The sequence below is a fragment of the Burkholderia sp. Ax-1719 genome (assembly GCF_011753055.1).
GTDB lineage: Bacteria > Pseudomonadota > Gammaproteobacteria > Burkholderiales > Burkholderiaceae > Paraburkholderia.
The window spans coordinates 215013-236328 of the sequence record NZ_VWWJ01000003.1 but is presented as its reverse complement, the minus strand read 5'-3'; the positions used below and the strand labels follow the sequence as shown (position 1 = coordinate 236328).

Annotated in this window: 19 protein-coding genes and 1 pseudogene; 19 read left to right on the top strand and 1 reads right to left on the bottom strand. The window is 64.4% G+C overall.

Annotated elements, in window-relative coordinates; translation table 11 throughout:
* The first annotated feature begins 4 nt into the window (after positions 1-4).
* From F3J17_RS08520 to F3J17_RS08500, 5 genes are all read left to right on the top strand, one after another.
* Positions 5-1207, top strand: a complete 1203-nt coding sequence (locus F3J17_RS08520) for a tryptophan--tRNA ligase (protein ID WP_167056080.1) — start codon at positions 5-7, stop codon at positions 1205-1207.
* 9 nt (positions 1208-1216) lie between these two features.
* Entirely contained in the window at positions 1217-1882 is a 666-nt protein-coding gene (locus F3J17_RS08515; RefSeq protein ID WP_240160866.1) for a methyltransferase domain-containing protein, read from the top strand.
* Positions 1883-1926: 44 nt separating this feature from the next.
* Positions 1927-2832 (top strand): 4-hydroxy-tetrahydrodipicolinate synthase, encoded by a 906-nt coding sequence (dapA, locus tag F3J17_RS08510; RefSeq protein ID WP_167056078.1) that lies wholly within the window; start codon positions 1927-1929, stop codon positions 2830-2832.
* Positions 2833-2929: 97 nt separating this feature from the next.
* Entirely contained in the window at positions 2930-4072 is a 1143-nt protein-coding gene (gene bamC / locus F3J17_RS08505; protein WP_167056075.1) for an outer membrane protein assembly factor BamC, read from the top strand.
* A gap of 7 nt (positions 4073-4079) precedes the next feature.
* Entirely contained in the window at positions 4080-4856 is a 777-nt protein-coding gene (locus F3J17_RS08500; protein ID WP_167056072.1) for an MBL fold metallo-hydrolase, read from the top strand.
* A 99-nt stretch (positions 4857-4955) separates the two neighbouring features.
* Here the strand turns inward: F3J17_RS08500 and F3J17_RS08495 are convergent, their stop codons facing one another.
* Positions 4956-5654: a Bax inhibitor-1/YccA family protein gene (locus F3J17_RS08495; protein WP_027814910.1), complete on the bottom strand. Its 699-nt coding sequence runs from the start codon at positions 5652-5654 to the stop codon at positions 4956-4958.
* A gap of 305 nt (positions 5655-5959) precedes the next feature.
* Between F3J17_RS08495 and ndk the strand changes: the two genes are divergently transcribed.
* The 14 genes and pseudogenes from ndk to F3J17_RS08425 all read left to right on the top strand — a co-directional run bounded on the left by ndk (position 5960) and on the right by F3J17_RS08425 (position 21259).
* Entirely contained in the window at positions 5960-6385 is a 426-nt protein-coding gene (gene ndk / locus F3J17_RS08490; protein ID WP_027814909.1) for a nucleoside-diphosphate kinase, read from the top strand.
* A 141-nt stretch (positions 6386-6526) separates the two neighbouring features.
* Complete coding sequence (rlmN, locus tag F3J17_RS08485) at positions 6527-7687, top strand: 23S rRNA (adenine(2503)-C(2))-methyltransferase RlmN (protein WP_167056069.1); 1161 nt, start codon at positions 6527-6529, stop codon at positions 7685-7687.
* A 230-nt stretch (positions 7688-7917) separates the two neighbouring features.
* Positions 7918-9069 carry a helix-turn-helix domain-containing protein gene (locus F3J17_RS08480; RefSeq protein WP_167056066.1) on the top strand — a complete coding sequence of 384 codons (1152 nt, stop codon included), beginning with the start codon at positions 7918-7920 and terminating at the stop codon, positions 9067-9069.
* 123 nt (positions 9070-9192) lie between these two features.
* Positions 9193-10512, top strand: a complete 1320-nt coding sequence (ispG, locus tag F3J17_RS08475) for a flavodoxin-dependent (E)-4-hydroxy-3-methylbut-2-enyl-diphosphate synthase (RefSeq protein ID WP_167056063.1) — start codon at positions 9193-9195, stop codon at positions 10510-10512.
* An 87-nt stretch (positions 10513-10599) separates the two neighbouring features.
* On the top strand, positions 10600-11937 hold the full coding sequence (hisS, locus tag F3J17_RS08470) for a histidine--tRNA ligase (RefSeq protein ID WP_167056060.1): 1338 nt from the start codon (positions 10600-10602) through the stop codon (positions 11935-11937).
* Positions 11938-12049: 112 nt separating this feature from the next.
* Positions 12050-12679 carry a tetratricopeptide repeat protein gene (locus F3J17_RS08465; protein WP_167056058.1) on the top strand — a complete coding sequence of 210 codons (630 nt, stop codon included), beginning with the start codon at positions 12050-12052 and terminating at the stop codon, positions 12677-12679.
* 60 nt (positions 12680-12739) lie between these two features.
* On the top strand, positions 12740-13885 hold the full coding sequence (bamB, locus tag F3J17_RS08460; protein ID WP_167056055.1) for an outer membrane protein assembly factor BamB: 1146 nt from the start codon (positions 12740-12742) through the stop codon (positions 13883-13885).
* 366 nt (positions 13886-14251) lie between these two features.
* Positions 14252-15589 carry a ribosome biogenesis GTPase Der gene (gene der / locus F3J17_RS08455; protein WP_167056053.1) on the top strand — a complete coding sequence of 446 codons (1338 nt, stop codon included), beginning with the start codon at positions 14252-14254 and terminating at the stop codon, positions 15587-15589.
* 173 nt (positions 15590-15762) lie between these two features.
* Positions 15763-15999 carry an RNA chaperone Hfq gene (gene hfq, locus F3J17_RS08450; protein WP_027814901.1) on the top strand — a complete coding sequence of 79 codons (237 nt, stop codon included), beginning with the start codon at positions 15763-15765 and terminating at the stop codon, positions 15997-15999.
* A 74-nt stretch (positions 16000-16073) separates the two neighbouring features.
* Positions 16074-17165, top strand: a pseudogene (gene hflX, locus F3J17_RS08445) (GTPase HflX); the annotation flags it as partial.
* Between the two features lie 173 nt (positions 17166-17338).
* Positions 17339-18811, top strand: coding sequence for an FtsH protease activity modulator HflK (gene hflK / locus F3J17_RS08440; protein WP_167056050.1), 1473 nt, complete (start codon positions 17339-17341; stop codon positions 18809-18811).
* Positions 18812-18822: 11 nt separating this feature from the next.
* Positions 18823-19722 carry a protease modulator HflC gene (locus tag F3J17_RS08435; RefSeq protein WP_167056048.1) on the top strand — a complete coding sequence of 300 codons (900 nt, stop codon included), beginning with the start codon at positions 18823-18825 and terminating at the stop codon, positions 19720-19722.
* Positions 19723-19766: 44 nt separating this feature from the next.
* Positions 19767-19958 carry a DUF2065 domain-containing protein gene (locus tag F3J17_RS08430; RefSeq protein WP_103703968.1) on the top strand — a complete coding sequence of 64 codons (192 nt, stop codon included), beginning with the start codon at positions 19767-19769 and terminating at the stop codon, positions 19956-19958.
* Positions 19959-20104: 146 nt separating this feature from the next.
* On the top strand, positions 20105-21259 hold the full coding sequence (locus F3J17_RS08425; RefSeq protein ID WP_167056046.1) for an ATP phosphoribosyltransferase regulatory subunit: 1155 nt from the start codon (positions 20105-20107) through the stop codon (positions 21257-21259).
* Positions 21260-21316: the final 57 nt, after the last annotated feature.

Here is a 21316-nt window from a genome sequence, read left to right as displayed (position 1 = left end):
GATCATGTTCCCAGACCGTATTTTCTCCGGCATGAGGCCCACCGGGTCGCTGCACCTCGGCCACTATCACGGCGTGCTGAAAAACTGGGTCCGGCTTCAGTCCGAATACCCGTGTTTCTTCTGCGTAGTCGACTGGCACGCGCTCACGACGCACTACGAGACGCCGGATGTGATCGAGAAGAACGTCTGGGACGTGCTGATCGACTGGCTCGCATCGGGCATCGACCCGAACCAGGCCACGCTGTTCATCCAGAGCCGCGTGCCCGAGCATGCGGAACTCGCGCTGCTGCTGGGCATGAGCACGCCGCTGTCCTGGCTCGAACGCGTGCCGACCTACAAGGAACAGATCGAAAAGCTGCGCGACAAGGATCTGGGCACCTACGGCTTCCTGGGCTATCCGGTGCTGATGGCGGCGGACATCCTGCTGTACCGCGCTTCGCTCGTGCCGGTTGGCGAAGATCAGGTGCCGCACGTCGAAATGGCGCGCGAAATGGCGCGCCGCTTCAACTACATGTACGGCCGCGAGCCGGGCTTCGAGGAGAAGGCCAACGAAGCCGCCAAGAAGCTGGGCGGCAAGCGTTCGAAGCTCTATCACGAGCTGCGCAACGCCTATCAGCAGGAAGGTAATGACGAAGCGCTCGAACAGGCGCGGGCGATGTTGTCGGAGTCGCAAAGCCTGTCGATGAGCGACCGCGAGCGCTTGTTCGGCTACCTCGAAGGCTCGCGCAAGATCATCCTGCCGGAGCCGCAGGTGCTGCTGACCGAAGCCTCGCGCATGCCGGGTCTCGACGGCCAGAAGATGTCGAAGTCGTACGGCAACACGATCGCGCTGCGCGAAGACGCGCAATCGATCGAAAAGAAGGTCCGCACCATGCCGACCGACCCTGCGCGCGTGCGTCGCACCGATCCGGGCGATCCGGACAAGTGCCCGGTGTGGCAACTGCACCAGGTCTACACGGATGCCGACACGCACGCGTGGGTCGAGAAGGGCTGCCGCTCGGCGGGTATCGGCTGTCTGGAGTGCAAGCAGCCGGTGATCGAAGGCATCCTGCGCGAGCAGCAACCGATGCTCGAGCGTGCGCAGAAGTACATGGACGATCCGTCGCTGCTGCGCGCCATCGTCGCCGATGGTTGCGACCGCGCCCGCAAGTACGCCACGGAAACGATGCGCGACGTGCGCGAGGCGATGGGCCTCTCGTACAACTAAGGCATGTCGATGGACCAGGCCACGCACGCAATGCATGGAGTGGGTGAGCCGTCGGAATGGGTGCGCCAGTGGGCGCACCTGATCGCGCCGGGCGGCACGGTGCTCGACCTCGCGTCGGGCGCGGGCCGCCACGCGCGCTGGCTGGCGCAGCGCGGTCATCCGGTGGCCGCGCTCGATCGCGACGCCGCCGCGCTCGCCACGCTGAACGGCATACCGGGAATCGGCGTATTAGAGTGCGACCTCGAAGGCGCACCCTGGCCGTTGCCCGACGACGCGCGCTTCGCCGCTATCGTTGTCACAAATTATCTGCATCGTCCGTTGATGCCGCGCCTGCTCGATGCACTCGCGCCAGGCGGCGTGCTTATTTACGAAACTTTCGCGCAAGGCAACGAGACGGTGGGCAAGCCGTCGAACCCCGCGTTCCTGCTGGCGCCGGGTGAGTTGCTGGCGGTCTGCGCGCCCGCGCTGCGCGTGATCGCCTATCAGGACGGCTTTATCGCCCATCCGCGCGAAGCCTTCGTGCAGCGCATCTGCGCCGTGCGCGAAACGCCCGCCGCAGCGGCAAATCCTCCTGCCCGAACGGCGATCGCAGGGTCGGAAGCCGAATCGGAAATACCCGGTCATACACAGACGTCTAAGGTACTACCCGTATCGCGTTACGTTCTGACCGCCTAATCCGCTACAATCGCGGTTTAACGTACTCATTTTCTTGACGTTTCATGGCTAACGGCACTCAGGACGGCATCAAGCTTGGCGGCAGCATTCCCGCGATCGTCACCCCCATGCACGAAGACGGCAGTCTCGATCTGCCGGCCTTCCGCAAACTGATCGACTGGCACGTCGAAGAGGGGACGGATGCCCTCGTCGTGGTCGGCACGAGCGGTGAATCCGCTACGCTGGACGTCGAAGAACACATCCTGATGGTCAAAACGGCGGTCGAGCACGCCGCCGGCCGCATGCCGATCATCGCGGGCGCGGGTGGCAACTCCACCGCCGAAGCCATCGAACTCACGAAGCACGCGAAGGAAGTTGGCGCGCAGGCTTCGCTGCAGGTGGTGCCGTACTACAACAAGCCCACGCAAGAGGGCCAGTACCTGCACTTCAAGAAGATCGCCGAATCGGTCGATCTGCCGGTGATCCTGTACAACGTGCCAGGCCGCACCGTCGCCGATATGGCGAACGAAACGATCCTGCGTCTGGCGCAGGTACCGGGCATCGTCGGCGTGAAGGAAGCGACGGGCAATATCGACCGCGCCGCGCACCTCATCAAGCACGCGCCGGAAGGCTTCAAGATTTTCAGCGGCGACGATCCCACCGCGATCGCGCTGATGCTGCTGGGCGGCCACGGCAATATTTCGGTGACCGCCAACGTCGCGCCGCGTCAGATGAGCGACCTGTGCAAGGCCGCCATCGCCGGTGACGTGAAGACGGCGCGCGAGATTCACCTGAATCTCCTGTCGCTGCACAAGAACCTGTTCATCGAATCGAACCCGATTCCGGTGAAGTGGGCGCTGCAGGAACTCGGCCGCATCGAAGGCGGTATCCGTCTGCCGCTCACGCCGCTCGACGCGCGTTACCACGACGTGGTGCGCTCGGCGCTGCGCGAGGCCGGCCTGATCGGCTAAGCCGACGCGCCGCATTTTCAATCGACGTCGCCATCGCCCAACCGCTGACAGACTTCGGCAGTTCAAGGCTTAGCGTTCCCGTATTACGAAGGTCCACATGAAACGTTCCGCTCTTTCCCTCCACGCAACCCGCATGGCGGTGCTGGCGCTCGCAATCGGTTCGCTCGCTGGCTGCGAGTCGCTGAACGACATGTTCGCGTCGGATCGCGTCAACTACAAGGACACGCCGAGCGCACCGCCGCTGGCCGTGCCGCAGGATCTGTCGTCGGCGCCTGGCGGCCAGAAGTACGTCGCGCCGGCCCCGACGCTCACGCTGGGCGGCGCCGCGCAGCGCACCGTCACGAGCGCGGGCAACGCCACGCTGGGCGTGCCGGGCGCGCAGGATCCGCTGGGCATGCACGTCGAGCGTGACGGCGATCACCGCTGGCTGGTGGTCGACGGCCGCACGCCGGACGACGTCTGGCCGCAGCTGACGGAATTCTGGTCGGAAAGCGGTTTCACGCTCACGACCAATTCGCCGGCCACCGGCATCATGACGACGGACTGGGCCGAAAACCGCGCCAACATTCCGGACGACTGGTTCCGCCGCACGATCGGCCGCGTGATCGATTTCGCGTACTCGTCGGGCACGCGCGACCGCTTCCGCACGCTGGTGTCGCGCGGTCCGGACGGCCAGACCGATATTTCCGTCACGCATAGCGCGATGGAAGAAGTGCTGACGGGCCAGGACAAGACCGGTTCGAAGTGGGTCGAGCGTCCGCGCGATCCGGCCCTCGAAGCCGCGTTCCTGGCGAAAATCATGCAGAAGTTCGGCCTGACCGACGCGCAGTCGAAGCAACTGCTGACGGATGCACGTCCGTCGTCGGTGGCGGCGAAGGTGGCGGCCGGTTCGGACGGTACGACGCTCGATCTGCCGGAATCGTTCGACAGCGCCTGGCTGCGTGTGGGTCTCGCGCTCGACCGCACCAACTTCACGGTGGACAACCGCGACCGCTCGAAGGGCATCTACTACGTGCGCTACGCGGATTCGATGCAGGAACTCAAGGGTGACGGCCTGTTCGGCAAGCTGTTCTACAACCCGAAGAAGGACAGCACGAAGCAGGGTCCGGAATTCCTCGTCGCCGTGCGCGCGAAGGGCGATACCCAAACCCAGGTCGCGGTGCTCGACCAGAACGGCCAGGTCGATACCTCGTCGGACGCGCAGCGCATCGTGACCGCGCTGCACGCGCAACTGAACTGATCCGGCCGTGCGGTTTGCGAGCCTTGGTAGCGGTAGCGAAGGCAACGCACTGGTGGTAGAAGCAGGCGGCGGCGCGACGCCCACGCGCGTGCTGCTCGACTGCGGTTTTTCCGCGAAGGAAGTGGAGCGGCGGCTCGTGCGAGCGGGCCTCGCCGCCGACACCCTGAGCGCGATCCTCATTACCCACGAACACAGCGACCATATTGGCAGCGCGCTGACGCTGGCGCGCCGCTGGTCGATTCCGCTCTACATGAGCTGGGGCACGGCCCGCGCGGTCGGCGCCGACGATGCTGCGGGCGTCGAACTCAATGTGCTGTGGGGCGACGAAAGCGTCGAAATCGGCGAACTGGGTGTGTTGCCTTACACGGTGCCGCACGATGCGCGCGAGCCGCTGCAGTTCGTGTTCAGCGATGGTGCGAGCCGGCTAGGCGTATTGACGGACGTGGGCGAATCGACGCCGCATATCAACGCCGTGCTGAGCGGTTGCGATGCGCTGGTGCTCGAATGCAATCACGATCTCGATATGCTGTCGACGAGCCGCTACCCGGCGTCGCTCAAAGCGCGGATCAGTGGCGCCTATGGGCATCTGAACAACGACGCAGCGGGTGAGATTCTCGCGGCGCTCGACCGTTCGAAGCTGCGTCATCTGATTGCCGCGCATCTGAGCCAGCAGAACAACACGCCGGAACTGGCGCATGCGGCGATGGCGGCGGTGCTGGGCAACGCGGCTACGGAAATCGGGGTGGCAACGCAGGCTGAGGGATTCGACTGGCTGGCGCTGTAACCTTCGGCAAGGCTTGCCACTCACAGGACGAAAAAAAGCCCATGACGAAAATCATGGGCTTTTTGTTTGCCTGGAAGGAGCGATTCGACCCTTCAGGGCTTAATTGCGGTTGCCGCCGAAAATGCCGAGGATCGCCAGCAGATTCGTGAACACGTTGTACAGATCCAGATAGATCGCGAGCGTGGCCGAGATGTAGTTGGTCTCGCCGCCGTTCACGACGCGCTGCACGTCGAACAGCATGTAAGCCGAGAAGATCACGATGGCCATCACGGACACTGTGAGCATCAGCGCGGGCAGGTGCAGGAAGATGTTCGCGACGCTGGCGAGCAGGATCACGATCACGCCCATGAACAGCCACTTGCCGAGACCCGAGAAGTCGCGCTTGCTGACCGTGGCGATGGTGGCCATCGCGGCGAAAATCACGCCGGTGCCACCGAAGGCGAGCATGATGAGCGACGGGCCGTTCGAGAAACCGAGGATGAACGACAGCAGGCGCGAGAGCATCAGGCCCATGAAGAACGTGAAGCCCAGCAGCACGAACACGCCGACGGAGCTGTTCTTGGTGCGCTCGATGGCGAACATGAAGCCGAAAGCGATCGCGAAAAACGCGAGCAGGCTCATGGCGGGGCTGGTGGCGGCGAAAAGCGAGAAGCCCGTGGTGACGCCTACCCACGCGCCGAGCACGGTCGGCACCATCGACAGCGCGAGCAGCCAGTAGGTGTTACGCAGTACGCGGTTGCGGGTCTCCGCCGAGGTGACGCTGCCGCCGCGGCCGAAGTTGTAGGGATACTCGTTCATGCTTTCTCCTTGCGTGAGACGCGTGGTTCGCGGCGCGCGGCTCATGCGCGTACCGCTCCTCGTAAGATATGCGCGGCGCTCCAGAGTTTCAACGGGTTGCCACACGCTTTGAGCTATCGTGACAGAGCGTATGCCGGGATTCTTAAACTCCGCTGAAAGCCCCGGCGGCGCGGCTTTTGCGCCGTTTTGCGCGCGATGCGGGCCGGTTATCCGGCCTAACAGGGTTCAATCGCAATCATACATGGGAACATGCTACAATTGCGGATTCATTTGGACCTGTAACCTCTTAATTTTCTGGAGTTTTTATGGCGATCGAACGCACCCTGTCGATTATCAAGCCGGACGCAGTGGCAAAGAACGTGATCGGTCAGATCTACAGCCGCTTCGAAAACGCTGGCCTGAAGATCGTTGCCTCGCGCATGGTCCAACTCTCGCGCGCTGACGCAGAGAAGTTCTATGCTGTTCACGCAGAGCGTCCGTTCTTCAAGGACCTCGTTGAATTCATGATCTCGGGTCCGGTCGTGATCCAGGCGCTGGAAGGCGAAAACGCCATCCTGAAGCACCGTGATCTGATGGGCGCAACGGACCCGAAGAAGGCGGAAAAGGGCACGATCCGCGCTGACTTCGCAGACAGCATCGATGCAAACGCAGTCCACGGTTCGGACGCAGCGGAAACGGCACGCGTTGAAATCGCGTTCTTCTTCCCGGAAGTCAACGTTTACTCGCGTTAATCAACGCGCGGTAAGCGGCAGTTCACAGTAGCATAAGGTCGCGAACGGCGATCACGCTTACCGCCCGGCAGAGGTTGTGCCTCAGGGCATTTCCAAAACCGGCGGTGAGCGCGCTCTCGCACTGAAATGGCAGGATTCGACATGACGAGCAGCTCCACCGTCAACCTTCTCGATCTCGACGCCCAAGGGCTCGTCGCATATTGCGAAAGCCTGGGCGAGAAGCCGTTTCGCGCCAAACAGCTTCAGCGCTGGATTCACCAATACAATGCCGCCGACTTCGACGGCATGACGGATCTGGCCAAATCGCTGCGCGAGAAGCTCAAAGGGCGCGCCACGATCGGCATGCCCGATATCATTTCCGACAACGTTTCCTCCGACGGCACGCGCAAATGGCTCGTGGACGTTGGTAACGGCAACGCGGTCGAAACCGTGTTCATCCCCGAAGAATCGCGCGGCACGTTGTGCGTGTCGTCGCAGGCGGGATGCGCAGTCAATTGCCGGTTCTGTTCCACCGGCAAGCAGGGTTTTTCCCGCAATCTCACCACCGCCGAAATCATCGGCCAGCTGCGCATGGCGGAATTCGCCCAGCGCGCCTTGCTGGGCGAGGCCGGCGGCCGCGCCAACGGCGGTGAAGGCAAGGGCGAGCGCGTCATCACGAACGTCGTGATGATGGGCATGGGCGAGCCGCTGCTCAATTACGACGCGGTCGTACCCGCAATGCGCCTGATGCTCGACGACAACGCCTACGGCCTGTCGCGCCGTCGCGTCACGCTGTCGACCTCGGGCGTGGTGCCGATGATGGACCGCCTCGGCGCAGATCTTCCGGTGGCGCTCGCTGTCTCGCTGCACGCGCCCAATGACGCGCTGCGCGACGAACTCGTGCCGCTCAACCGCAAGTATCCGCTGCGTGAGTTGATGGCGGCGTGCCAGCGCTATCTCAAGGTGGCGCCGCGCGACTTCATCACCTTCGAGTACTGCATGCTCGACGGCGTCAACGACACGGAAGAGCACGCGCGCCAGCTGCTCGCCGTCACGCGCGACGTGCCGTGCAAGTTCAACCTGATCCCGTTCAATCCGTTCCCGGAATCGGGTCTGCTGCGTTCGAAGAACGAGCAGATCAAGCGTTTCTCGCAGATTCTGATGGATGCGGGCGTGGTCACGACCATCCGCAAGACGCGCGGCGACGATATCGACGCGGCCTGCGGCCAGCTCGCCGGCGAGGTGAAGGACCGCACGCGTCTGGCCGAGCGTACCCAGCGCGCGGGCCAGAAGGTCATCGAAGTGCGGCCGGTCCAGCATTGAGCGGGAAGGCGGACGGACACTGAAGGGCGCTGAAGGTTTGGACAGCGCCCGGCCGTAGCGACTGCGCGGGGGTACGCAGCGCTGACGGCAGCTTGACAAGAAACGTTGCAGAAGCGATCGGATGCGGCACAGAGGCCGCGCATTTTGTTATAAACGGTCTGCGATTCGGGACGGGGCGCGCTGCGCCCGCCGGTCGCAGGTTAGAAAAGAATCGACGCAAGGACTTTGGGATGAGCGAGCCGCAGCACCCTTTCGGGACAGACGGGACAGAGACCAACGCAGGCCGTTCGGCACACGAGAGTGCGCCGTCGCCGGTGCAGGCCGTGCCTGAGACGCTCGGCGCAGTGGGCGCGCGCCTCGCGCAGCTGCGCCAGGCGAAGGGCTGGTCGGTTGAGGATGTCTCGGCGCGCCTGAAGGTAGCGGTGCCGAAGCTGCGCGAACTCGAAGCTGGCGATATCAGCCATCTGCCCGACGCCACGTTCGCGATGGGCGTGGTGCGTGCCTACGCGAAGCTGCTGGGTGCCGATCCGGCGCCGTTCACGCAGGCGCTGCGCCGTGAGCGCGGCGAGACGCCGCAGGATCTGTCGATGCCGGCCTCGGCGGGCGCCGATCTGCCGCGCGGCCGTGTGTCGCTCTCGCTTGGCGGTGGTGGCGGCGTGCGTGCGCCGCGTCGTCGTGCATCGTGGCTCTGGGGTGTGGCGATCGTCGTCATCGCGGTGATTGCGATTGGCATGTGGCACACCAATAGCGGCGATTCGTCGGCGTGGTTCGCGCGCATCAAGTCGATGGCCAATGGCGTTGGCAGCAGCACGGCGAGCGGCGCTTCGTCGGCGACGGTGACTGAAGGCCAGACCGCCGGTGCGGTGGCCGGCGCGTCGGACGCGGAAGAGCAGGCAACGACACAAGCGGCGGCGGCTAACGATCAGGCCGGCGTCGAAGGCGCGGCCAGCGCGGCGCAGACGACACAAACGGCGCAGACGACGGCTCAGGCGGCATCGGCCGCACCGGCTGCGCCTGCGGTAGCAGCCAGCGCAGCGCCGAAGGCAGCCAGCGCAGTCGTGGCGCAGGCGCAGCCTGCCAGCGCGCCAGCAGCGGTTGCGCAGGGCGCTTCGGCACCCGTGGCGGCGGCAGGCGATACCTCGACGTTCGCGATTCGCGTGACGCAGGACACCTGGGTCAGCGTGCGCCAGAAGGACGGTAAGGAGGTTTTCTCCGGACTGGTTCACGGCAGCGACGCCCGTGAAATCACCGGAGTGGGACCGCTGAAGGTAACGGTGGGCAACAAGGCCGGCATCGAGTCGATGACCCTCGACGGTCAGCCGGTTGACGCGGCGAAGTACGCGTCGGCGCGCGGTAATGTCGCGCGCTTCGTGCTGCCCTGATGTTGCCCAGATAGAGACATGGCATGCGTTGCGGCCGGCGAAGATGAGTTTGCCGGCCGCGACGCTTTTTCAATTCGCGCAGCGTAGCCGTTCGTTGTGAGCGGTGGCGCGCGCGAGGTGTAAATGGGTTTTTCGATGCAAAGCGAAACGCAATCCCCGACCAGCAATAGTCAGATCGTGTCCAATGAACCGATCCTCGGCGGCCACGCGCTGCGCCGCAAGTCGCACGCCGTGCACGTGCGCTGGGGCGGTCAACTGGTGACCATCGGCGGCGACGCGCCGGTGCGCGTGCAGTCGATGACCAATACCGATACCGCCGACGCGATCGGTACCGCGATCCAGATCAAGGAACTCGCGCAGGCCGGCTCGGAACTCGTGCGTATCACGGTCAACACGCCGGAAGCCGCAGCGGCCGTGCCGCACGTGCGCGACCAGCTCGACCGCATGGGCGTGATGGTGCCGCTCGTCGGCGACTTCCACTACAACGGTCACCTGCTGCTGCGCGATCACCCCGCGTGTGCGGAAGCGCTCTCGAAATACCGTATCAATCCGGGCAACGTGGGCCAGGGCGCCAAGCGCGATACGCAGTACGCGCAGATGATCGAAGCGGCCATCAAGTACGACAAGCCGGTGCGTATCGGCGTGAACTGGGGCAGCCTGGATCAGGACCTGCTCGCGCGCATGATGGACGAAAACGCGGCGCGCAGCGTGCCGTGGGAAGCGCAGAGCGTGATGTACGAAGCGCTGATCCAGTCGGCCATCGGCTCGGCGGAACGCGCGGTTGAACTCGGTCTGGGCCGCGACAAGATCATTCTGTCGTGCAAGGTCAGCGGCGTACAGGATCTGATCGCCGTGTACCAGCAACTGGCGAAGCGTTGCGATTTCGCGCTGCATCTGGGCCTCACGGAGGCCGGCATGGGCTCGAAGGGCATCGTCGCTTCGACGGCGGCGCTGTCGGTGCTGCTGCAACAAGGTATCGGCGACACCATCCGTATCTCGCTTACGCCCGAACCGGGTGGTCCGCGTACGGGCGAAGTGGTGGTCGGCCAGGAAATCCTGCAGACCATGGGCCTGCGCTCGTTCACGCCGATGGTCATCGCCTGCCCGGGTTGCGGCCGCACGACCAGCACGCTGTTCCAGGAACTGGCTTCGGATATCCAGGGCTATCTGCGCGCGCAGATGCCGGTGTGGCGCGAGTCGTATCCGGGCGTCGAAACCATGAACGTCGCGGTGATGGGCTGTATCGTCAACGGTCCGGGCGAATCGAAGCACGCGAACATCGGCATCAGCCTGCCGGGCTCGGGCGAGAACCCCGCCGCGCCGGTCTTTATCGACGGCGAAAAGGTCAAGACGCTGCGCGGCGAACGCATCGCCGAAGAGTTCCAGCAGATCGTGAGCGACTACGTCGCGCGCAAGTACGGCAAGGCAGAAGCCTCGGCCTGAGCGCCCGCCGCGTATCAGGCGCCGCGCAGCAACGCGCGCGCTTGATACGGACAACCGAACATCGACATTCGCACAAATCGCATCGCAATGACTGAACAGAAAAGAAAGCCCGAAAAGCTCACCGGCGTGAAGGGCATGAACGACATCCTGCCGCAGGACGCAGGGCTGTGGGACTTCTTCGAAACGACCGTGAAGTCCATGCTCCGTTCGTACGGATACCAGAACATCCGCACGCCGATCGTCGAGCACACCCAGCTCTTCACGCGCGGCATCGGTGAAGTGACCGATATCGTCGAAAAAGAGATGTACAGCTTCACCGACGCGCTCAACGGCGAGCATCTCACGCTGCGCCCGGAAGGCACGGCGGCTGCCGTGCGCGCGTCGATCGAGCACAACATGCTCTACGACGGCCCGAAGCGCCTGTGGTACATCGGCCCGATGTTCCGTCACGAGCGTCCGCAGCGCGGCCGCTATCGCCAGTTCCATCAGGTGGGCGTGGAAGCGCTCGGCTTCGCCGGTCCTGATGCGGACGCGGAAATCATCCTGATGTGCCAGCGCCTCTGGGACGATCTCGGCCTTACCGGCATCAAGCTCGAGATCAACTCGCTCGGCGTGGCGGAAGAGCGCGCGGCGCACCGCGTCGAACTCATCAAGTACCTCGAACAACACGTCGATCTGCTCGATGAAGACGGCAAGCGCCGCCTCTACACCAACCCGCTGCGCGTGCTCGACACCAAGAATCCCGCGCTGCAGGACATCGCCGACAAGGCGCCGAAACTGATCGACTTCCTGGGTGAAGAATCGAAGGCGCACTTCGAAGGCCTGCAACGCATCCTGAAGTCGAACAACATTCCGTTCAAGATCAATCCGCGTCTCGTGCGCGGTCTCGATTATTACAATCTGACCGTGTTCGAGTGGGTGACCGACAAGCTCGGCGCTCAAGGGACGGTGGCGGCCGGCGGCCGTTACGACCCGCTGATCGAGCAACTGGGCGGCAAGCCCACGGCCGCTTGCGGCTGGGCGATGGGCATCGAGCGCATTCTCGAACTGCTCAAGGAAGAGAACCTCGTGCCGGAAGCCGAAGGCTGCGACGTGTACGTCGTGCATCAGGGCGAAGCCGCGCGCGAACAGGCGTTCATCGTCTCCGAGCGTCTGCGCGATACGGGTCTCGACGTCATCCTCCATTGCAGCGCGGACGGCCAGTCGGCCAGCTTCAAGTCGCAGATGAAGCGCGCGGATGCCAGCGGCGCGGCGTTCGCCGTGGTGCTCGGCGACGACGAAGTGGCGCAGGGCGTGGCCGGTGTGAAGGCGCTGCGCGGTACTGCCGCAGAGGCTCGCAGCGAGCAACAAACGGTAGCCTTTGAGGACTTGACCGAATATCTGATCAATGCGATGGTTGCATCCGCCGAAGACGGCGAGGACTGATCCGGCGTAGTTGATCACGTTGGTGGCGCGCCGCTTCGTCCGCATTGTCCTGCATTGACCGGCGTGGCGCGCCCGAAAACAGGCTTCAAAATAAACGAGGAATCGCTACGCGATGAGTTATCACGACGAACAGGAATCGATCGAGAGTTTCAAGGCCTGGTGGACGCAGTGGGGCAACGCGACCACGTGGCTCGTGCTGATCGTTCTGCTCGCGCTCGCTGCGTGGAATGGCTGGAACTTCTGGCAACGCCGTCAGGCAGCCGAAGCGGCTGTGCTGTACGACCAGGTCCAGCAGGCTTCCACGGGCGGTGACAAGGCGCTGCTCACGCGCGTCGCCAGCGACATGGAAGACCGCTTTGGCGGCACGGCGTACGCGCAGATGACCGCGCTCACGGTCGCCAAATCCTTGTACATGGCGGGCGACGCGGCAGGCGCGAAGGCGCAGCTGCAATGGGCCGCAGACCACGCCAAGGACGAGGAATTCCGCCAGATCGCCAAGCTGCGTCTTGCTTCGGTTCTGCTCGACGAGAAGGCCTATGATCAGGGTCTCGCGTTGATTCCGCAGCCCGATTCGGGTCCGTTCAAGGGCGTCGTGGCCGACGGCCGCGGCGACCTGCTCGCGGCAGCCGGCAAGCGCGACGACGCGCGCACGGCCTACAAGCTCGCGCTCGACAGCCTGCCGAAGACCGACGCGTCCGAGCGTCAACTGGTCCAGTTCAAGCTCGACGCGCTGGGCGGCTAACGCGCTGCCGCCGTTGAACGCAACATCATTCAATCAACTCCATTCATGCTTCGTTCACCGATGAATCTGCTGAAACGAACCGTTGTGCCTGTCGCTTGCGCGATGACCGTTCTCGCACTGGCGGCTTGCTCGTCGACCAAAGACGAGCGCCGCGTGCCAGTGCCGCTGACCGAGTTCAAGCCGGTGCTGGACGTCCAGCAGGTGTGGAAGGCTAGCGTCGGCAAGGCCGGCCGCTATCTGTTCTCGCCGGTCGCCGTGGGCGACAACGTCTACGCCGCCGGCGCCAATGGCTCGGTCGCGAAGTTCGACGCGCAAACGGGCAAGGAAGTCTGGAGCGTCAAGCTCAAGGACGATCTGTCGGCGGGCGTGGGCAGCGACGGCAACCTGACGGCCGTTGGCGGCCTGAAGGGCGATGTGTACGTGCTCGATTCGAACGGCAAGCTCTCGTGGCAAGCCAGGGCGCCGGGCGAAATCATCTCGCCGCCGCTGGTCGGCAACGGCCTCGTGGTCGTGCGCACGATCGACGGCCAGGTTGTCGCGTTCAACGCGCAGACGGGCGAGCAGAAGTGGGCCTATCGCAACCGCGCGGTGCCGCTGAACCTGCGCGTGTCGGCCGGCATGACCTTCGCGGGTGACCAGGCGGTGCTCGCGGGCTTCCCGGGCGGCGCGTTCTCGGCGATCAACCTGCAGACCGGCGACGCTTTCTGGGAAACGCCCGTGTCTTATCCGAAGGGCGTGACGGAAGTCGAGCGTATCAATGACGTGAGCGGTCCGCCCACGCTGATCGGCGCAACCACTTGCGCGGTCACGTTCCAGGGCCAGCTGGGTTGCTTCGACGCCAACTCGGGTCGTCCGATGTGGGAAAAGCCGTTCTCGAGCACGAGCGGCATCGCCCAGGACGACAACACGGTGGTCGGCGGCGACGACTGGTCGGTCGTGAAGGCCTACAACGTCGCAACCGGCGCGCAGACCTGGAGCACCGACAAGCTCAAGAACCGCGACGTCAGCGTGCCGGCGATGCTGGGTCACGCAGTGGCGGTGGGCGACTACCAGGGCTACGTGCACTTCCTCTCGCTCGACGACGGCAGCTTCGTCTCGCGCGTGAAGACGGACGGCAGCCCGATCACGGCAGCGCCGGTGCTGGCCGGCAACACGCTGGTCGTGCAGACGAAGGACGGCGACCTCTACGGTCTGCGTCCGCGTTGATCGAACTTCGGCACCGGGCGGCCAGCCGCCGGGTGTCGCTTCGAGGGGCCGCGCCCGCGGGCGGCGGCCTCTTGTGTTTTTCCGGCGTGCATCGGTGTGGTCTTGCTGCATGCCGCCCGCGAACTTTATGAGACGACGGATGACCGGGGCGGCTACACCCGGTGCTCCAGTCGAACGCCGAAGCGCATAGGCCGCTTCGGGCTGGCCGGTGCGAAATAAGCGATTGCACTGGGGCCAGCAATCGGGTACCCGGCCCGATTCGTGATAATTTGCAACTATTGCAGCATCTGTGAGCAGTCATAGCAGACGCTTGCCGCGCAGCGCGCCGGACTTCCCGGCGCCGCGCCTTACTGTAGAAAAGATCAGATGAAACCCGTAATCGCCCTCGTCGGGCGCCCCAATGTGGGGAAATCCACGCTCTTCAACCGGCTCACGCGCTCGCGCGATGCGCTGGTTGCTGACTTGCCCGGTCTCACGCGCGACCGCCACTATGGCGAAGGGCGTACCGGCGATCGCGCCTATCTGGTGGTCGACACCGGTGGTTTCGAGCCGGTCGCCAAGGATGGCATCCTGCACGAAATGGCACGCCAGACGCGCCAGGCAGTCGAGGAAGCCGACATCGTCGTGTTTATCTGCGACGGTCGTAACGGTCTCGCGCCGCAGGACAAGCACATCGCCGACTACCTGCGCAAAACTGGCCGTCCGATCTTCCTGGTCGTCAACAAGGCCGAAGGCATGAAGTACAGCGCCGTCGCCGCCGACTTCTACGAACTCGGCCTGGGCGACCCGCGCGCGATTTCCGCGGCGCACGGCGATGGCGTGACGGAGATGATCAACGAGGCGCTCGAACAGGCCTACGCCGATCGTCCGGAACTGGAAGAGGACGACGCCGGCAAGCACGGCGTCAAGATCGCCATCGTTGGCCGTCCCAACGTGGGCAAGTCCACGCTCGTCAATACGCTGATCGGCGAAGATCGCGTGATCGCGTTCGACATGCCGGGCACGACGCGCGATTCGATTTACGTGGACTTCGAGCGCAACGGCAAGAAGTACACGCTGATCGATACGGCCGGCCTGCGCCGTCGCGGCAAGGTGTTCGAAGCAATCGAGAAGTTCTCGGTCGTGAAGACGCTGCAGTCGATCGCCGACGCCAACGTGGTGATCCTGCTGCTCGACGCGCACCAGGAAATTTCCGACCAGGACGCGCATATCGCGGGCTTCGTGGTCGAGCAGGGCCGTGCGCTGGTGGTGGGCGTGAACAAGTGGGACGGCATGGACGATCACGCACGTGAGCGCACCAAGCACCACCTGCAACGCAAGCTCAAGTTCCTCGACTTCGCGGAAATGCGCTTTATCTCGGCGACGGAAAAGTTCGGTATCGGCCCGCTGATGCGCTCGGTTGACGATGCCTACGCCGCCGCCATGGCCAAGCTGCCGACGCCGAAGCTCACGCGCGCGCTGATCGAAGCCGTGGAATTCCAGCAGCCGCGCCGCCGTGGCCCGGTCCGCCCGAAGCTGCGCTATGCGCACCAGGGGGGACAGAACCCGCCGATTATCGTGGTCCACGGCAATGCGCTGGATGCGGTCACGGAAACCTACAAACGCTATCTGGAGAACCGCTTCCGGGAAACTTTCTCGCTGAAGGGCACTCCATTGCGCATAGAGTTTCGTTCTTCGACGAACCCCTACACCGAAAAGAACTGAGCTGTGTTCGCTACCGCGCATTAACGTATGCAACCGCGCGGTCAGGCCGTCTGGCCGGGCCGCCGCTAGCGTCGCGGGGTAACGAGAATCAGCTATAGTGTAGCGATTGGTGGTGGATTTCTTTTTCTTCACCCCAATATAAGTTAAACCTGCAAAAAAATACGGAGTTTGCTATGAGCAACAAAGGGCAACTGTTACAAGACCCGTTTCTGAACGCGCTGCGCAAGGAGCACGTGCCTGTTTCGATCTACCTGGTCAACGGCATCAAGCTTCAGGGGAACATTGAATCGTTCGACCAGTACGTCGTGTTGCTCCGTAATACGGTTACGCAAATGGTTTACAAGCACGCCATTTCCACGGTGGTCCCGGCCCGTCCGGTGAATTTCCACCCGGATTCGGAAGCGTCCTGACCCATGACGCGGCCGGTCCGGGGCGCCTCGCAGGCGCTTCGAGACCGGCCGTTTCCATTTTGATACCAGCTAATTTGATCAACGCCGCACTTGTCGGCATCGACTTCGGTAAGACCGACTTCGAAGCCAGTCTCGAAGAACTCAGCCTGCTCGCCAAAAGCGCGGGCGCCTCTCCCGCTGTCACGCTCACCGGACGCCGCTCGAGCCCGGACGCTGCCATGTTTATCGGCAGCGGCAAGGCCGAGGAACTGCGTCTCGCCTGTGAAGCGAACGACATCGAAATCGTCATTTTCAATCACGCGCTGTCGCCCGCCCAGCAACGTAATCTGGAGCGCGCACTCGGACGCCGCGTGGTGGACCGCACGAGCCTGATCCTCGACATCTTCGCGCAACGCGCGCGTAGCCACGAAGGCAAGCTGCAGGTCGAACTCGCCCAGCTGCAATACCTCGCCACGCGCCTCGTGCGCGCCTGGACCCACCTTGAGCGCCAGAAGGGCGGTATCGGTCTGCGCGGCCCTGGCGAAACGCAGCTCGAAACCGACCGTCGACTGATCGGCGAGCGCATCAAGATGCTGCAGGGCAAGCTCGCCAAGCTGCGTCGTCAGCACGGCACGCAGCGCCGTCAGCGCGAACGCACGCGCACCATGAGCGTGTCGCTCGTCGGCTATACGAACGCGGGCAAGTCCACGCTGTTCAATGCGCTCACCAAGGCGCAGGCCTACGCCGCCGACCAGCTGTTCGCCACGCTCGATACGACCTCGCGGCGCGTGTGGCTCGGCGATGAAGTCGGCCAGATCGTGCTGTCGGATACCGTGGGTTTCATCCGCGAACTGCCTCACCAACTGGTGGCCGCTTTCCGCGCGACGCTGCAGGAAACCGTGCAGGCCGATCTGCTGCTGCATGTGGTCGATGCGTCGAGCGCGGTGCGTCTGGACCAGATCGATCAGGTCAACGACGTGCTGCACGAGATTGGCGCCGATACCATCCGCCAGGTGCTGGTGTTCAACAAGATCGACGCCGTGCCCGAACTGGCGGCCCGAGGCGGGACGGTCGAGCGGGACGAGTATGGTAATATTTCGCGCGTCTTTTTGAGCGCGCGCACGGGCGTCGGACTGGATGCGCTGCGCGCCGCCATCGCCGAAATCGCGACTGCCGAACCACTCGTCGAGCCGTCGCAGCCGCAGGCCGCCGCCGACTGGAGTCCGCTGTCGCACGAGCCCAGCAGGGAACCCGAGCACGGCCGCTGAACCCAAACCGGCAGCGCCCGGCGTCGCCCTCGGGGCGCGCGGGCGCACTTCCACGCACATGACCCGCTGTCTACTCTGGTGAACGAACACAGGTGAACGATTACAACAAGCGGACTGGCTGGCGCGCGCGTGCCATTTTCTCGCTGAACGACCCGCGATGGGGCCGCGGCGAGGGCAATGGCCAGCGCAATGACGACACACGGCGTCCCTCAGGTAATAACGGCAACAATGGCGGCGGGCAGGGCGATGGCCCGCCCGACCTCGACGAAATGTGGCGCGAGTTCAATCGCCGCCTGTCGTCGTTCTTCGGCAAGAAGGGCAAGGGGCCTGGCGGCCTCGGTCCGCGTCCCGATAACGGTCACGGCGCACGCATTGGCGTGGGCATCGTGCTGGGCGTGCTGATCGCCATTTACGTGGGTAGCGGCGTGTTCATCGTGCAGGACGGCCAGGCCGGCGTGGTGTTGCAGTTCGGCCAGTATCGCCATACCGTCGGTCCCGGCGTGCATTGGCGCATGCCGTTCCCGTTCCAGGCGCATGACATCGTGAACGTCGGCCAGATCCGCAGTGTCGAGATCGGCCGCAATAATCCGGTGCGTCCGACGGGCGTGAAGGACGCCTCGGTCATCACGCATGACGGCGATATTCTCGATGTGCGTCTGATCGTCCAGTATCAGGTCAAGCAGCCCACCGATTACCTGTTCCGCAGCGTCGATCCCGATCTCACCGTGAGCCAGGCCGCGCAGGCAGCCGTGCGCTCGGTCGTGGGCGCGCATAGCACCAACGATCTGCTTTACGCGGACCGCGAACCGATCCGCGCGCAACTCGCCGATACGATCCAGCACGCGCTCGATCAGTACAAGACGGGGCTGGGCGTGGTGGGCGTGACGATCCAGAGCGTGGCTGCGCCTGACCGCGTGCAGGCCGCTTTCGACGACGAAGCCAAGGCTCATCAGGACCGCGAACGTTCGAAGCGTGACGCCCAGGCTTACGCCGATCAACTGCTGCCGCGCGCGCAGGCTGACGGCGCCAAGCTGATCGACGACGCCAAGGCTTATAGCGACCGCGTGGTCGAGCAGGCGCAGGGCGACGCCCAGCGCTTCAACAGCGTCTACGAGCAGTACGCGAAGGCTCCGGCCGTGATTCGCGAGCGCATGTACCTGGATACGATGCAGCATATCTACTCGAATACGACGAAGGTGTTCGTCGACAGCAAGTCGGGCAACAACGTCATCTATCTGCCGCTCGACAAGATCGTCGACGCGACGCGTCAGCGCGCGGCTGCAGCAGTGGCGGCCTCGAACGCAGCGACGGCCAGTGCGCCCGCAACGAACGGCGCAAGCGACGCGAACGGCAACGCGGCGTCCGCACCCGCCGTCAATAGCTCGAACACCGATTCGCAGCAGAACGCCCAGCCGCAGAGCGCACCGCAAGGCGCGCAACAAGGCACGCAACAGCAAAGCGCAGCACCCGCAACCTCGGCCAGCGACGCTGCGCAGGCCGCGAGCGACGCCTTCCGTTCGCGCGACGCGCTGCGTTCGCGCGGCCGCGAAGACGACGTGCAATAAGGGGCGCCGACATGAACAAGATCATTGCGTTCGTCGTTGCCTTCGTGGTGGTGGTGCTGGTGGCATCGTCGTCGGTGTTCGTCGTCGATCCGCGCCATGTGGCGGTGGTGTCGTCGTCGGGCGGCTCGAAAGCCTCGCTGGCCGAGCCGGGCTTGCACGTGAAGCTGCCGCCGCCGTTCCAGACCGCGACTTTGCTCGACACCCGAATCCAGGCGTTCGACGCGCCGGATGCCGATCGTTACACGACCTCGGACAAGACCGAACTGCTGGTGAACCCGGTGGTGCGCTATCGCATCGGCGAACCGCTCAAGCTGTTCGCGGCCACCAAGGGCGATCCGCAGACGCTCGCGGACCGCCTCGCTTCGCTCTCGCGCGACGCGCTGTCCGATGCGTTCTCGAAGGTCACGCTTTCCGACGCGCTTGCGCAGCAGGAAGCCATCGCCAGCCGAGCACGCGACGAGTTGAAAACGGCCGCCGCGCCGCTCGGCATCGACGTGATCGATATCGAACTCACGCGCATCGACTATCCGGCCGAACTCGCCGATGTGGTCTACAAGCGCATGAGCGCCGCGCGCGAGCAGGCTGCCGCCGACGAGCGCGCGAAGGGCGCGGCCGAAGCCCAGCAGATCAAGGACGATGCGGAGCGCAAGCAGCAGGGCGCGGTCGCGGATGCATACAGCCAGGCGCAGGCCATCAAGGGCGAAGGCGATGGCAAGGCTGCCTCGATCGCCGCGCAGGCGTATGGTCGCGATCCGGACTTCTATCGCTTCTATCAAAGCATGCAGGCGTACCGCGAGAGCTTCAAGCCGGGTGACGTCGTCGTGGTCGATTCGTCGAGCGACTTCTTCCGCTTCATGCGTAGTCCCAATGGAGACGCGCCGTCGGCTCCCGCCGCACCGCGCAAACACTAAACGAGACATTGGCGTCGCGCGCGTGCGCGGCGCATCTTCATCGCATGGACATAGCCGGCTCCCTGTTGCTCGCGATCGCATTGATGCTGATTATCGAGGGCATGTTCCCGTTCGTCTTCCCGACGGCGTGGCGCGACACTTTCCGTAGAATTGCGGAAAGGCCGCCGCATCACATCCGGATCGGCGGGCTGATCGTGATGGGACTCGGTCTCGTGCTGCTGATGCTCGCCACCTGAATTCAAGGCGCGCGCCGCGAGGCGTTCGCCGTTTCTATCGTCCGGTCCGCGCAGCGCGTGCGTTCGCGTGCGCTGTCGTTGCGTTTTAGCGTTGCGTTTTAACGTTTCGGCTTACGCGCGGCCCTTATCGTCGTAGGATTTCCCCGATGTCGACCTGGTTACTTCCCGAGAATATCGCCGACGTGCTGCCGTCCGAGGCGCGCAAGATCGAAGAGCTGCGCCGCCGCCTGCTGGACCGTTTCCGCGCCTACGGCTACGAAATGGTCATGCCGCCGCTGCTCGAATACATCGAGTCGCTGCTGGTCGGCAGCGGGCGCGACCTCGATCTGCGCACCTTCAAGCTGGTCGATCAGCTGTCGGGCCGCACGCTCGGCCTGCGCGCCGACATGACGCCGCAGGTGGCGCGTATTGACGCGCATCTGTTGAACCGTCAGGGCGTGACGCGCCTGTGCTATGCGGGCAATGTGCTGCACACGCGTCCGCGCGGCCTGCACGCCACGCGCGAGCAAATCCAGATCGGCGCTGAAATCTACGGCCATGCCGGTCTCGAAGCCGACCTCGAAATCCAGCAATTGCTGCTCGACGCGCTGCGTCTTGCGGGTCTCACGAAGGTGCGTCTGGACCTGTCGCATGCGGGCGTGCTCGCGGCGATCTTCGAAGCCGATCCGGCAGCGGCCGCTCTCGGCGATGCACTGTATGAAGCGCTCGCAGGAAAGGACGTGCCGCGCCTGGCCGAACTCACGGCCAATCTGCAGCCGGTGTCGCGCGATGCACTGCGCGCGCTGCCGTCGCTTTATGGCGATGCCAGCGTGATCGACGAAGCGCGTAAGCGTCTGCCGGCGCTGCCGGGCATCGCCCGCGCGCTCGACGACCTGGCCTTCCTGATGGGCGAAATCGAAGGCGCCGAACTGATGCTCGATCTCGCGGATCTGGGCGGCTATGCGTACCACAGCGGCGTGATGTTCTCGGCGTATGTCGACGGCGTGCCGAACGCGGTCGCGCGCGGCGGCCGTTACGACAAGGTGGGTGAGGCTTACGGCCGCGCCCGCGCGGCGACGGGCTTCTCGCTCGATCTGCGCGAAGTGGCGCGTATTTCGCCGGTGGAAGCGCGCAGCAGCGCGATCCTCGCGCCGTGGCGTCACGACGAAGCGCTGCGCGCCGCAGTTGTGGCCCTGCGCAACGCGGGCGAAGTGGTGATCCAGGCGCTGCCGGGTCACGAACACGATATGGACGAATTCGCCTGCGACCGCGTGCTGGTCGAGCGCGATGGCGCCTGGGTCGTGGAAGCGCACAGCGCCTGAAATGTCCGCTGAATAGTGCAAAAACGGTGCGGGAAGGCGGCAGATGATGCACGCCGC

Coding starts and splice junctions, on each gene's coding strand:
- F3J17_RS08520 (WP_167056080.1), top strand. CDS start 5: ATGTTCCCAGACCGTATTTTCTCCGGCATGAGGCCCACCGGGTCGCTG.
- F3J17_RS08515 (WP_240160866.1), top strand. CDS start 1,217: ATGGACCAGGCCACGCACGCAATGCATGGAGTGGGTGAGCCGTCGGAA.
- dapA (WP_167056078.1), top strand. CDS start 1,927: ATGGCTAACGGCACTCAGGACGGCATCAAGCTTGGCGGCAGCATTCCC.
- bamC (WP_167056075.1), top strand. CDS start 2,930: ATGAAACGTTCCGCTCTTTCCCTCCACGCAACCCGCATGGCGGTGCTG.
- F3J17_RS08495 (WP_027814910.1), bottom strand. CDS start 5,654: ATGAACGAGTATCCCTACAACTTCGGCCGCGGCGGCAGCGTCACCTCG.
- ndk (WP_027814909.1), top strand. CDS start 5,960: ATGGCGATCGAACGCACCCTGTCGATTATCAAGCCGGACGCAGTGGCA.
- rlmN (WP_167056069.1), top strand. CDS start 6,527: ATGACGAGCAGCTCCACCGTCAACCTTCTCGATCTCGACGCCCAAGGG.
- F3J17_RS08480 (WP_167056066.1), top strand. CDS start 7,918: ATGAGCGAGCCGCAGCACCCTTTCGGGACAGACGGGACAGAGACCAAC.
- ispG (WP_167056063.1), top strand. CDS start 9,193: ATGGGTTTTTCGATGCAAAGCGAAACGCAATCCCCGACCAGCAATAGT.
- hisS (WP_167056060.1), top strand. CDS start 10,600: ATGACTGAACAGAAAAGAAAGCCCGAAAAGCTCACCGGCGTGAAGGGC.
- F3J17_RS08465 (WP_167056058.1), top strand. CDS start 12,050: ATGAGTTATCACGACGAACAGGAATCGATCGAGAGTTTCAAGGCCTGG.
- bamB (WP_167056055.1), top strand. CDS start 12,740: ATGAATCTGCTGAAACGAACCGTTGTGCCTGTCGCTTGCGCGATGACC.
- der (WP_167056053.1), top strand. CDS start 14,252: ATGAAACCCGTAATCGCCCTCGTCGGGCGCCCCAATGTGGGGAAATCC.
- hfq (WP_027814901.1), top strand. CDS start 15,763: ATGAGCAACAAAGGGCAACTGTTACAAGACCCGTTTCTGAACGCGCTG.
- F3J17_RS08435 (WP_167056048.1), top strand. CDS start 18,823: ATGAACAAGATCATTGCGTTCGTCGTTGCCTTCGTGGTGGTGGTGCTG.
- F3J17_RS08430 (WP_103703968.1), top strand. CDS start 19,767: ATGGACATAGCCGGCTCCCTGTTGCTCGCGATCGCATTGATGCTGATT.
- F3J17_RS08425 (WP_167056046.1), top strand. CDS start 20,105: ATGTCGACCTGGTTACTTCCCGAGAATATCGCCGACGTGCTGCCGTCC.